This is a genomic window from Magnetospirillum sp. UT-4, assembly GCF_902729435.1.
Lineage (GTDB): Bacteria > Pseudomonadota > Alphaproteobacteria > Rhodospirillales > Magnetospirillaceae > Magnetospirillum.
In genome coordinates this window covers 1-12,294 of the sequence record NZ_LR746525.1, presented here as the reverse complement: position 1 = coordinate 12,294, position 12,294 = coordinate 1, and the positions used below count along the sequence as shown (strand labels likewise).

Below are 12,294 nucleotides of genomic sequence, written 5' to 3'. Positions count from 1 at the left end.
TAGGCGACTTCGTTCATGTCCAGTAGAAAGTCCGGCGGCAGCTGGGAAACCATCAAGACGGTCCTCTACGCCATGCTCATCGCCGGCGTGGTGCGCACGGTGGCGTTCGAGCCGTTCAACATTCCGTCCGGGTCGATGATCCCGACCCTGCTGATCGGCGACTATCTGTTCGTTTCCAAGTATGCCTACGGCTATTCGCGCCATTCCACCCCGTTCAGCCTGGGTCCGTCGGGCGAACGGGTGCTGGAGAAGAGTCCGGAGCGCGGCGACGTCATCGTCTTCAAGAAGCCGCCCGAGGACAAGATCGACTACATCAAGCGCGTGGTCGGCCTGCCGGGCGACCGCATCCAGGTGGTCGGCGGCGTCCTGCACATCAACGGCGAGCCGGTGAGGCGCGACCGCATCGAGGATTTCGTCGAGCTGACCCGCGAGGGCAACATCATGCGCGCGCCGCAATACGTCGAGACCCTGCCCGGCGGGCGCAAGCACCGCATCATCGAATATGCCGGCGACAACGGCATCGCCGACAACACCATGGAATACGTGGTTCCGCCGGGACACTACTTCATGATGGGCGACAACCGCGACAATTCCGCCGATTCCCGCTTCCTCGACGAAGTCGGATACGTCCCGGCCGAGAACCTGGTCGGCCGGGCCGAGGTGATCTTCTTCTCGGGCGACGGCAGCGCCGCCCTGTGGGAGCCGTGGAAGTGGCCGTGGGCCATCCGCTACGGGCGCCTTTTCGACGGGATCGACTGAGCGATGGCGCGAGCCGGCGACCTCGCCGAACGTCTGGGGCATCGTTTCGTCCGGCCGGAGCTGCTCGAGCAGGCGCTGGCCCATCCCTCGCTGGCGCAAGGCCGGTCGCCGCGTCGCGCCCCCCCTTACGAGCGCCTGGAATTCCTGGGCGACCGGGTGTTGGGTCTGGCGGTCGCCGAGATGCTGTTCCTGCGCTTCCCGTCCGAGCCCGAAGGTGCGCTGGCGCGTCGCCATGCCGCCCTGGTGCGGCGCGAGACTCTGGCGCGGGTGGCCGAGGACCTGGGCATCGGCGACCATCTCGACCTGTCCAGGGGAGAGGACGAGGCCGGCGGGCGGACCAATCCGGGGACGCTGGCCGATGCCTGCGAAGCGGTGATCGGCGCCCTGTTCGCCGATGGCGGCTTCGACGCTGCGGCGTTGCTGGTGCGGCGCGCCTGGACCCCGCTGATGGAAGAGGCCGCCTCGCCGCCCAAGGACGCCAAGACCGCGTTGCAGGAATGGGCGCAGGGGCGGGGCCGGCCTCTGCCGGCCTACACCACCTTGGGCACCGAGGGACCGCCCCACGAACCCAGGTTCCTGGTTTCGGTGTTCGTGGAAGGGGTGGGCGACGCCACCGGGAGCGGGCCGTCCAAGCGGGTGGCGGAACAGGCGGCGGCAGCCGCGTTGCTGGAGAGGGTGACGACATGACCGGGGTGGCGGATAGCGACAAGCGCTGCGGCTACGTTGCCGTCGTCGGCGCCCCCAATGCCGGCAAGTCGACCCTGGTCAACGGCCTGGTCGGGACCAAGGTGTCCATCGTCTCGCCCAAGGTCCAGACCACGCGCTTCCGCGTGCTCGGCATCGTCATGGCCGGCCCGGCCCAGATCATCCTGGTCGATACCCCCGGCATCTTCCAGCCCAGGCGCCGGCTCGACCGCGCCATGGTGGCGGCGGCCTGGGACGGCGCCGCCGATGCCGAGATGGTCTGCCTGGTGGTCGATGCCCTGAAGGGCCGCGACGACGACGTCCAGGCCATTCTCGACCGCCTGAAGCAGGCCGGACGCGAAGCCATCCTGGTGCTGAACAAGGTCGATGCGGTGCGCAAGGACAAGCTGCTCAAGCTGGCCGCCGACCTCACCGCCGAGGGCATCTTCACCGACGTCTTCATGGTCTCGGCCCTGAGCGGAGACGGATTGGCCGACCTGGCGCAGGTGTTCGCGCAGCGGGTCCCGGCCGGCCCCTGGATGTTTCCCGAGGACGAGGTCTCCGATCTGCCGCAGCGCCTGCTGGCGGCCGAGATCACCCGCGAGAAGGCGTTCATCCAGTTGCATGACGAACTGCCCTATTCCCTTGCCGTCGAGACCGAGCAATGGCAGGAACGCGAGGACGGTTCCGCCCGCATCGACCAGATCATCTACATCCAGCGCGACAGCCAGAAGGCCATCGTGGTGGGCAAGGGCGGCAGCCGCATCAAGGCCATCGGCGCCGCCGCCCGCGAAGAGCTGGAAGCGCTGCTGGAGCGCCGCGTCCATCTGTTCCTGCACGTCAAGGTGAAGGAGGACTGGGCCGAACGGCGCCAGCATTTCAGCGACATGGGCTTGAACTTCGACGCCTAGGACAGCCGCCATGGACCATCGCGACATCGGAGTGGTCCTGATCTGGGTCGGCGCCATCCTGATGGTCGCCGTGCTGCAGCACCGGCTGCGCAAGGGGGCGCTGGGCGAGCAGGCCTTCGACGTGACGCCACCCATCGAACGCTGGGCGGTGGGCATCGCCGGCACCGGCATCGCCCTGGCGGCGCTGGGCATCATCCTGGTGTTCTGGAGCTTCCTCTAGTGGAATGGGCGGACGAAGGAATCGTCCTGGCCGTCCGCCGCCACGGCGAGAACGGGGCGGTGGCCAGCCTGCTGACCCGCGCGCACGGCCGCCATCCCGGCCTGGTCCACGGCGGATCCGGCAAGGCCAATCGCGGCGTGCTGCAGCCCGGCAACCACGTCAAGGCGTGGTGGCGGGGCCGCCTGGCCGAGCAGCTGGGCAGCTACCGGGTCGAGATGGCCCAGGCCCACGCCGCCGGCATCCTCGACCATGCCGGGCGGCTGGCGGCGGTGGCCTCGGCCTGCGCCCTGTGCGAGGCGGTGCTGCCCGAGCGCGAGCCGCATCCGGCCGCCTTCGCCGCCCTGGTCGCCCTGCTGGAGGCGATGAAGAGCGAGGCCTGGCCCAGCGTCTACGTGCATTGGGAGCTGGCGCTGCTGCGCGACCTCGGCTATGGCCTGGACCTGACCGCCTGCGCCGCCACCGGCGCCACCATCGACCTCGGTTATGTCAGCCCCAAGACCGGCCGCGCGGTGTCGCGGGCGGCGGCGGAACCCTACCGCGACCGGCTGCTGCCGCTGCCAGCCTTCCTGGTCGAGGGTGGCGAGGGCAGCGGCGGCGACATCCTGGACGGCCTGGCGCTCACCGGGTACTTCCTCGACCGTCATGTGCTGGCGCCGCACCGGGTGGCGATGCCGGCGGCACGTTCGCGACTGATTGACCGGTTGCGCGGGTGAGCTACTATATCTAGGACCACTCGGGGAGTCCCATGACCGAACCTGCCAATGCGGGCGATATCCGCGAAACCTCGCTGACCGAGGCGCTGGGCGAACGCTACCTCGCCTATGCCATGTCGACCATCGTGTCGCGCTCGCTGCCCGACGTGCGCGACGGGCTGAAGCCGGTGCATCGCCGCCTGCTGTTCGCCATGCGGCAGCTGAAGCTGGACCCCGAGGGCGGCTTCAAGAAGTGCGCCCGCGTGGTCGGCGACGTCATCGGCAAGTACCATCCCCACGGCGACCAGTCGGTCTACGACGCGCTGGTGCGCCTGGCCCAGGAATTCGCGGTGCGCTATCCGCTGGTCGAGGGCCAGGGCAATTTCGGCAATATCGACGGCGACAACGCCGCCGCCATGCGATACACCGAGGCCAAGCTGACCGCCGTCGCCGCCGCCCTGATGGACGGCCTGGACGAGGACGCGGCCGATTTCCGCCCCACCTATGACGGCTCCGAGGACGAGCCGGTGGTGATGCCGGCGGCCTTTCCCAACCTGCTCGCCAACGGTTCCGCCGGCATCGCGGTGGGCATGGCCACCAGCATTCCGCCCCACAATGTGGGCGAGATCTGCGACGCGCTGGCCCACCTCATCCGGCAACCCGACTGCGCCATCGACGACCTCATCGCCCGCATGCCCGGCCCCGACTTCCCCACCGGCGGCGTGCTGGTCGAGACCCGCGCGGCGGTGGCCGAGGCCTACCGCACCGGGCGCGGCTCGTTCCGCCTGCGGGCCCGGTGGAGCGTGGAGAAGCTGTCGCACGGCCTCTACCAGATCGTGGTCACCGAAATTCCCTATCAGGTGCAGAAATCCAAGGTGATCGAGAAGATCGCCGAGCTGCTGGGCGAGAAGAAGCTGCCGCTGCTGGCCGACATCCGCGACGAATCGGCCGAGGACGTGCGCATCGTGCTGGAGCCGAGGAACCGCAGCGTCGAGGCCGAGCACCTGATGGAGCAACTGTTCCGCCAGACCGACCTGGAGACCCGGTTCGGTCTCAACATGAACGTGCTGGACCGGGACGCGGTGCCCCGGGTGATGAACCTGAAGGAGGTGCTGCGCGCCTTCCTCGACCATCGCCTGGAGGTGCTGCAGCGCCGCACCAACCACCGGCTCGACAAGATCGCCAGGCGGCTGGAGGTGCTGGACGGCTACCTCAAGGTCTATGCCGACCTCGATACCGTCATCCGCATCATCCGCTTCGGCGACCAGCCCAAGGCCGAGTTGATCGCCGCTTTCTCGCTGACCGAGATTCAGGCCGACGCCATCCTCAACATGCGCCTGCGCTCGCTGCACCGGCTGGAGGAGCTGGAAATCCGCACCGAGCACGGCAAGCTGTCGGCGGAGCAGGGGGATTTGCGCGCCCTGCTGGCCGACGAGGGTAAGTGCTGGGCCGCCATCGCCGGCCAGGTCGCCGACATCCGCAAGGCCTTCGGCCCCGGCACCGCGCTGGGCGACCGCCGCACCGAGCTGGGCGAGGCGCCGTCGGCGGTGGTGGTCCCCATCGAGGCCTTCGTCGAGCGCGAGCCCATCACCCTGATCCTGTCGGAAAAGGGCTGGGTGCGGGCGATGAAGGGCCATGTCGACCAGTTCGACGCCATCAAGTTCAAGGAGGGCGACGGCCTGAAGCTGGCCCTGAAGGCCGAGACCACCGACAAGCTGCTGTTCTTCGCCACCGACGGCCGGTTCTACACCATCGGCGGCGACAAGCTGCCGTCGGGGCGCGGCTTCGGCGAGCCGCTGCGCCTGATGATCGACCTCGCCAACGACGCCGACATCGCCACCGTCCTGGTCCACAAGCCCGGCCGGCGGCTGCTGGTGGCCTCGGATGGCGGCCGCGGCTTCATCGTCGAGGAGACCGAGGTGCTGGCCCAGACCAAGGCCGGCAAGATGGTGCTCAACCTGGGCGACGGCGAGGCGGCGCGGTTCTGCGTGCCGGTGGAGGGCGACGCGGCGGCGGTCATCGGCGCCAACCGCAAGCTGCTGGTGTTCATGACCGAGGAGATACCGGTCATGACCCGCGGTCGGGGGGTGATGCTGCAGAAGTACCGCGACGGCGGCATGGCCGACATCAAGCTGTTCACCCTGGCCGAGGGCCTGTCGTGGAAGATGGGCGAGCGCACCCGCACCGAGCCGGACCTCACCCCCTGGCTGGGCAAGCGGGCCTCGTTCGGGCGACTGCCGCCCACCGGTTTCCCGCGCAGCAACAAGTTTACATAAACCCCTGGTCGGACCACTCGCTTTGGTGCACCATCAACCCCAAATGGTTTGGTCAACAATGAACCGTGATGGAGGAAGTGCATGGAAAGGCGTTCGTTCCTGAAGGCCGCCGGTGTCGGCCTTGCTTCCAGCGCGGTGGCCGCCCCGGCCATCGCCCAGACCAGCCCCGAAATCAAGTGGCGCATGGCGTCGAGCTTTCCCAAGAGCCTCGACACCATCTACGGCTCGGGTGAGCTGGTGGCGCGGCGGGTCGCCGAGCTCACCGACAACAAGTTCCAGATCCGGGTGTTCGCCGCCGGCGAGATCGTTCCCGGCCTGCAGGTGCTGGACGCGGTTCAGGCCGGCACCGTCGAATGCGGTGCCAGCGCCAGCTACTACTACGTCGGCAAGGACCGCACCTTCGCCTTCGAGACCGGCGTGCCGTTCGGCCTGACCTCGCGCCAGCAGAACGCCTGGCTGTATCACGGCGGCGGCATGGCGCTGATGCGGGAGTTCTTCGCCGGCTACAACATCATCAATTTCCCGTCGGGCAACACCGGCGCGCAGATGGGCGGCTGGTTCCGCAAGGAGATCAAGTCCATCAAGGACCTGCAGGGGCTCAAGATGCGCATCGCCGGCATCGGCGGCGAGGTCATGCGGGCCCTGGGCGCGGTGCCGCAGCAATTGGCCGGCGGCGATATCTATCCGGCGCTGGAGAAGGGCACCATCGACGCCACCGAGTGGGTCGGCCCCTATGACGACGAGAAGCTGGGCTTCTACAAGGTGGCCAAGAACTACTACTATCCGGCGTTCTGGGAGGGTGGCACCACCATCACCTCCTACGTCAACCTCGACCACTGGAACAAGCTGCCGAAGCTCTACCAGAGCGCCTTCGAGACCGCCTGTGCCGAGGCCAACCTGGACATGCAGGCCAAGTACGACGTGCTGAACATCGGCGCCATCAAGCGTCTGGTCGGCGCCGGCACCCAGCTCCGGCCTTTCCCCAAGGACGTGATGCTGGCGGCCCAGACCGCCGCCTTCAAGCTGTACGAGGACACCGCGGCCGAGAACCCGAAGTTCTCCAAGGTCTACCGGCCGTGGAAGGCGTTCCGCGAGGATATCCAGCTGTGGTGGAAGGTCGCCGAATTCAATTTCGACGCCTTCAGCCTCAACAACCCGCTCAAGAAATAGCGGCAAGCTTCGGCGACGGCCCGCATCCGGCAGCACCGGATGCGGGCCTTGTCGTGTTCAGCGGCCGCCCTTGAGCTGGTCCTGCAAGGACGGGCCGGATTCGGGTGCTTCGGGCGGATCGTCGGATGGCGGAGTGACATCCTCGTCATCAGCCGCGTTGCCGTAGTCCGGCATCTCGACCTCCATCTCGATCCCGTTGGCCTCAAGCTTGGCGGTGCCGCTGCCGACCATGCCGGGGAAGGTGATGACCAGCGCCACCATGATCACCTGGATCACCACGAACGGGACCGCGCCCCAGTAGATCTGCCCGGTGGTGATCCCCTTGATGCGCTGGCCGGTGACCTTGTCGTCGTAATCCTCGGTGGCGGCGACGCTGCGCAGATAGAACAGCGCGAAGCCGAACGGCGGATGCATGAACGAGGTCTGCATGTTGACGCCCAGCAGGATGCCGAACCAGACCAGGTCGATGCCCAGCTTTTCGGCCACCGGCGCCAGCAGCGGCACGACGATGAACGCCAGCTCGAAGAAGTCGAGGAAGAAGGCGAGCAGGAACACCATGATGTTGACGACGATCAGGAAGCCCAGCTGACCGCCCGGCAGCCCGGTCAGCAGGTGCTCGACCCACAAATCGCCGTCGACGCCGCGGAACACCAGGCCGAACACCGTCGATCCGATCAGGATGAACAGCACGAACGACGACAACTTGGCGGTCACGTCCATGGCCTGGCGCAGCAGGGGGAAGCTCAGCTTGCGCTTGGCCAACGCCAGGATCAACGCGCCGGTCGCCCCCATGGCGCCGCCCTCGGTCGGGGTGGCGACGCCGAGGAAGATGGTTCCCAGCACCAGGAAGATCAGCACCAGCGGCGGCACCAGCGAGACCAGGACACGGAGCAGCAGGGCCGAGCCGTGCAGGGTCCGCGCCTCGGGCGGCAAAGCGGGGGCGGCCTTGGGATTGAAGATGGTGGTGGCGACGACGTAAAGGGCATAGAGGGAGGTCAGCACCAGGCCGGGAATCATCGCCCCCTCGTACATGTCGCCCACCGAGCGGCCGAGCTGGTCGGCCATGATGATCAGCACCAGCGAGGGCGGGATGATCTGGGCCAGGGTGCCCGAGGCGGCGATCACGCCGGTGGCGAGCCGGCGGTCATAGCCGTAGCGCAGCATGATGGGCAGCGAGATCAGACCCATGGAGATCACGCTGGCGGCCACCACGCCGGTGGTCGCCGCCAGCAGCGCGCCGACGAAGACCACGGCATAGGCCAGGCCGCCGCGCAAGGGCCCGAACAATTGACCGATGGTGTCGAGCAGGTCCTCGGCCATGCCGCTGCGTTCGAGGATCAGGCCCATGAAGGTGAAGAACGGAATGGCCAGCAGGGTGTCGTTGCGCATGATGCCGAACACCCGCTCGGGCAGCGCCTGCAGCAGATCGGGGGTGAACAGCCCCAGTTCGATGCCGAGCAGGCCGAAGGCCAGCCCGTTGGCGGCCAGGGCGAAGGCGACCGGATAGCCGAACAGGAGGAACACGACCAGGGCGCCGAACATCAGCGGTGCCATGTTGGCGATCAGGAAGGCGGTCATGTCTGGCCCCCGACCGCCGGAGCATGGGCGCCGCCGTGCTTCACCCCCGGGTCCGGGCCTCGGCCCAGCAGGAAGGCGGCCCGCTTGATGGTCTCGGACAGGCCCTGCAGGGCCAGCAGCGTGAAGCCTAAGGGAATCAACACCTTGACCGGCCAGCGGATCAATCCGCCGGGATCGGACGACATCTCGCCGTTATGGAAGGCCTCGACCGCCAGAGGCCAGGACAGCACGGTCAGGATCAGCGCCATCGGCAGCAGGAAGAAGACGCCGCCGATGATGTCGATCCAGGTCTGGACCCGGCGCGAGAAGCGCCCGGTGACGACGTCGATCCGGATATGCTCGTTCCGGAGATGGGTGTAGCCCGCGCACAGCAGGAACACGGCGGAAAACAGGTACCACTGGATCTCGAGCCAGGCGTTGGAGCTGATGTTGAACAGATAGCGCATCATGGCGTTGGCCGAGCTGACCACCACCATGATCAGCACCAGCCAATAGACCAGCCGGCCGATCGCCGCATTCATACGGTCGATCATGCCGCTCACGCCCAAGAGCAGCGTCATCACCCGTTCCTCCCGTTGCCGGCGTTCTTGTTTCACCAACCGGACAGGCGACTATGCCACGGCAGCGAACGCGAGGCCAGCGGTGGGGGGAATTGTCAACGCAACGGAGCCGGGGGGGCGGAACCATCGTCCTCGAGCACCCGCCAGCCGTTGGGGCCGAAGGCCTCGAGCGGTTTGAACCGGGCCTTGTAGGACATCTTGCGGCTTTCGCGAATCCAATAGCCCAGATAGACGTAGGGCAGATTGGCGGCGAGCGCGTCGCCGATCAGCCACAGCACCACGTAGGTGCCGAGCGAGCGGTCGGACAGGTCGGGATCGAAGAAACTGTAGACGGCGGAAAATCCGTCCGACATGCGGTCGGCCAGGCAGACGGCGGCCAGGGCGTTGTCGGGGCGGCGGTATTCGACCAGATAGGTGTCGATGGGGCTGTCCTCGACCATGGACCGGTAGTCGTAGAACCCCATCAGCGCCATGTCGCCGCCGGTATGGCGGGCCTCCTGATAGCGCGAGAACAGGCGGTACTGCTCGGCGGTGGCGCGGGCAGGGACCTTCTTCGCCGTCAGGTCGGCATTGGCGCGCGATACCCGGCGCATGGTGCGGTCGGGGCCGAACTCGCCGACCACGATGCGCACCGGGATGCAGGCGCTGCAGCCCGGGCAGGCCGGGGTGTAGGCGATGGAATGGCTGCGGCGGAATCCGGCGCGCGACAGCGCCTCGTGCAGGACGTCGGCGTCGGGGCCGTTCAGCTCGGTGACGATCTTGCGCTCGAGCCGGCCGGCGATGTACGGACAGGGCAGGGGGGCCGTGGTGAAGAAGAAATGCGGCCGTTTGAGGGGAATGTGATCCATCGCGTCCGTCTTTGCTGTCCCGCACAGTCCCCTGATATGGTGGCCGTCCAACGGCGGGACCACCGGTCCCGAACGGGAGAGGGACCCGTGCCCCTTCGGTTCAGGCCGTCCGGGGGCCGTCCTCCGGATCGTTCACCACCACCGTGCCCGCCAGCCAATCATGCAGCGTCCGCCGGCGGGCGTTGAACAAGGCCACCACCAGGATGGCCGAAGCGGTCAGCGCGATCGATCCGTAAAAGGCCACCGTCTGAATGATTGCCTGGAAAATGGTCGGCCGTCCACTGCCGCCGTCAACCTCGGGTGCCAGGCTGCGGACCCGGAGCCTGAACAGACGCATGCCAATAGTCGCCGCGGCGGGCGAGGCGATGAGCAGGGAATGGTAGGCCAGCGGCACCAGCGCCACCGCCAGCGCCTGCAGCGGAAACAGCAATCCCAGGCTGAGCAGCCCGAGAATCAGGAAGGCGGTCCAGACCAAGGCGGCCAGGACGCTGACCACGACGATGTCGACCAGATAGGCGAAGATGCGCCGCAGCGTGACGCCTCGGTAGTATTCCGGGTGGCCCCAGGCATCTGTCCAGTCGGGGGCGGGCGCGGCTACGGTCACGACGGCGCGGGAATCGGTCATGGCATCAGTCCTTTGCGGCTCAAACCCATATAGGTGCGCCGCCGGAAGATGGAACGGTCAGTTCTTCTTCCCGCCGGCCGGGGCCAGTTGTCCCGCCGAGGCCTCGGGCGGCGGCGACAGGTCGTTCTCGCGCAGCAGGATGATGCTGAGGCGGCGGTTGCGCGGCGCCTTGGGGTCATCGACCACCAGCGGATCGGTGGCGGCGCGCCCGACGATGCGGTCGATGCGCTCCTCGGGCACGCCCGAGGCGACAAGGGCCCGGCGCGAGGCCAGCGCCCGGTCCGCCGACAGCTCCCAGTTGGTGTAGCCCGAGGGATCGCGGAACGGAATGCCGTCGGTGTGGCCGGAAATGGAGATCTTGTTGGGCATCTGGTTGACGATGCGGCTGACCAGGTCCAGCAGGGAGCGGGTATGCCCGAACATGGCGGAACTGCCCGACGGAAACATGGCCAGGCCTTCCTGGTCGGTGATCTGGATGCGCAGCCCCTCGGGGGTGTTGTCCACCAGCATGGAGCCCTGGAACTGCTTGAGTTCCGGAATGCCCTTCATGGCCTGTTCAAGCATAGTCTGGGCCTTGTCGAACTTCTCCTGCTCGCGCTCGGCCAGCTTTTCCTTGAACTCCTGCTCGCCCATGCCCTCCATCGGTTCGGTATTGGCCGAGGTGAGGTCCTCGCCGCCGGGGCCGATGGAAGCCGGCGGCAGGTGCTGCACCAGGCTGGGCGAGCTGGTGTTGGATTGCTGGGCGCCCTCGCCGATGACCTGGCCGCCGAGAATGGCGCCGGCGCCGGATTGGCTCTTGGAGGCCATGGAGGGGGCGAAGTAGTTGGAGATGCCGGTCAGCTGCTCCTCGGTCACCGCGTTCAGCAGCCACAGCAGCAGGAAGAAGGCCATCATGGCGGTGACGAAGTCGGCGTAGGCCACCTTCCAGGCGCCGCCGTGAGCGCCGCCCGAAATCTTCTTCACTCGTTTGATGATGATCTGCTGACCTTCGCCGGCCATGGCCTAGGGGGCCTTCATCAATCCGGCGGCAGGTTGGTGACCGTCTCTTCCAGTTCCTGGAAGGTCGGCCGCAACTCGTCGGGCAGGATCTTGCGGGCGAACTCCACCGAGACCTGCGGCGCGTAGCCCTGCATGTGGGCCAGCAGGCCGGCCTTCATGGCCATGAAGTAATAGTGGTCCGAGTCGAACACCATCTGCATGTTGCGCGCGAACGGCGCGAAGAATGCGTACGAGAACAGCACGCCCGAGAAGGTGCCGACCAGCGCCGCGCCGATCAGGTGGCCCAGCACCTCCGGCGGCTCGGTGATCGAGCCCATGGTGTGGATCACACCCAGCACCGCGGCAACGATGCCCAGGGCGGGCATGGCGTCGGCCATCAGGCTGACCGCGTGGCTGATCTCGTGATACACCTTGTGGTGGGCTTCCATTTCGCCGTCGATGATGGATTCCAGCTCGTGGGCGTTCGAGGTGCCCAGGGTCAGCAGCCTCAGATAGTCGCACAGGAAGGTGCGCGAATGGTGGTCGTGGCTGAAACCGGGGAACTTGGCGAATAGCGGGCTCTCATCGGGCTTTTCCACGTGGCTTTCCAGGGCCAGGTCGCCCTTGGTCTTGGCCAGCTTGAACACCGAGTAGAGCATGGACAGCATCTCGATGTAGCTGTCCTTCTTGTGGTGCGGCCCCTTGAAGATGACGGCGAAATTCTTGCCGATGCCGGTGATGGTGGATTTCGGGTTGCCCAGCAGGAGCGATCCGATGGCGGCACCGAAAATGATGATGAACTCGAATGGCTGCCAGAGAACGTCGAGGTGGCCGCCCGCCGCGGCATAGCCGCCGATAACGCTGGCGATGGTCACCACGATACCGATGATCGCGAACATTCACTTCCCCTGTTGCGGTCCCGCTTCGGACGGCATGACCAGCAGATCGTTCCGGAGAATGCTATAATTTGCCGCGGCTGTCGCGAGTCAACTC

At 67.0% G+C, this 12,294-nt stretch carries 13 protein-coding genes; 7 read left to right on the top strand and 6 right to left on the bottom strand.

Going from position 1 to position 12,294, the window contains the following annotated elements:
* Positions 1–15 precede the first annotated feature (15 nt).
* The 7 genes from lepB to MTBUT4_RS18205 all read left to right on the top strand — a co-directional run bounded on the left by lepB (position 16) and on the right by MTBUT4_RS18205 (position 6,712).
* Positions 16–759 carry a signal peptidase I gene (lepB, locus tag MTBUT4_RS18235; protein WP_173981140.1) on the top strand — a complete coding sequence of 248 codons (744 nt, stop codon included), beginning with the start codon at positions 16–18 and terminating at the stop codon, positions 757–759.
* Positions 760–762: 3 nt separating this feature from the next.
* A complete protein-coding gene (rnc, locus tag MTBUT4_RS18230; protein ID WP_173981139.1) occupies positions 763–1,446 on the top strand; it encodes a ribonuclease III in 684 nt (227 codons plus the stop codon).
* Entirely contained in the window at positions 1,443–2,354 is a 912-nt protein-coding gene (gene era / locus MTBUT4_RS18225) for a GTPase Era (protein WP_173981138.1), read from the top strand. Before rnc ends, era begins: the two co-directional genes overlap by 4 nt.
* 10 nt (positions 2,355–2,364) lie before the next feature.
* Positions 2,365–2,574 (top strand): hypothetical protein, encoded by a 210-nt coding sequence (locus MTBUT4_RS18220; RefSeq protein ID WP_173981137.1) that lies wholly within the window; start codon positions 2,365–2,367, stop codon positions 2,572–2,574.
* Entirely contained in the window at positions 2,574–3,287 is a 714-nt protein-coding gene (gene recO / locus MTBUT4_RS18215) for a DNA repair protein RecO (protein ID WP_173981136.1), read from the top strand. The genes MTBUT4_RS18220 and recO overlap by 1 nt, the downstream gene beginning before the upstream one ends.
* A 32-nt stretch (positions 3,288–3,319) precedes the next feature.
* On the top strand, positions 3,320–5,542 hold the full coding sequence (gene parC, locus MTBUT4_RS18210) for a DNA topoisomerase IV subunit A (RefSeq protein ID WP_173981135.1): 2,223 nt from the start codon (positions 3,320–3,322) through the stop codon (positions 5,540–5,542).
* An 81-nt stretch (positions 5,543–5,623) separates the two neighbouring features.
* Complete coding sequence (locus tag MTBUT4_RS18205) at positions 5,624–6,712, top strand: TRAP transporter substrate-binding protein (RefSeq protein ID WP_173981134.1); 1,089 nt, start codon at positions 5,624–5,626, stop codon at positions 6,710–6,712.
* A gap of 57 nt (positions 6,713–6,769) precedes the next feature.
* Here the strand turns inward: MTBUT4_RS18205 and MTBUT4_RS18200 are convergent, their stop codons facing one another.
* The 6 genes from MTBUT4_RS18200 to motA form a co-directional block, all read right to left on the bottom strand.
* Complete coding sequence (locus MTBUT4_RS18200; RefSeq protein WP_173981133.1) at positions 6,770–8,290, bottom strand: TRAP transporter large permease subunit; 1,521 nt, start codon at positions 8,288–8,290, stop codon at positions 6,770–6,772.
* The gene (locus MTBUT4_RS18195) at positions 8,287–8,850 is read right to left on the bottom strand and encodes a TRAP transporter small permease subunit (protein WP_173981132.1); all 564 of its coding nucleotides are present in this window, start codon (positions 8,848–8,850) and stop codon (positions 8,287–8,289) included. The genes MTBUT4_RS18200 and MTBUT4_RS18195 overlap by 4 nt, the downstream gene beginning before the upstream one ends.
* Before the next feature lie 95 nt (positions 8,851–8,945).
* Positions 8,946–9,698 carry an arginyltransferase gene (locus tag MTBUT4_RS18190; RefSeq protein WP_173981131.1) on the bottom strand — a complete coding sequence of 251 codons (753 nt, stop codon included), beginning with the start codon at positions 9,696–9,698 and terminating at the stop codon, positions 8,946–8,948.
* Between the two features lie 100 nt (positions 9,699–9,798).
* The gene (locus MTBUT4_RS18185) at positions 9,799–10,323 is read right to left on the bottom strand and encodes an RDD family protein (protein ID WP_173981130.1); all 525 of its coding nucleotides are present in this window, start codon (positions 10,321–10,323) and stop codon (positions 9,799–9,801) included.
* 57 nt (positions 10,324–10,380) lie between these two features.
* Positions 10,381–11,322: a flagellar motor protein MotB gene (locus MTBUT4_RS18180; protein WP_173981129.1), complete on the bottom strand. Its 942-nt coding sequence runs from the start codon at positions 11,320–11,322 to the stop codon at positions 10,381–10,383.
* A gap of 17 nt (positions 11,323–11,339) precedes the next feature.
* Complete coding sequence (motA, locus tag MTBUT4_RS18175; RefSeq protein ID WP_173981128.1) at positions 11,340–12,200, bottom strand: flagellar motor stator protein MotA; 861 nt, start codon at positions 12,198–12,200, stop codon at positions 11,340–11,342.
* Between the last annotated feature and the right edge of the window lie 94 nt (positions 12,201–12,294).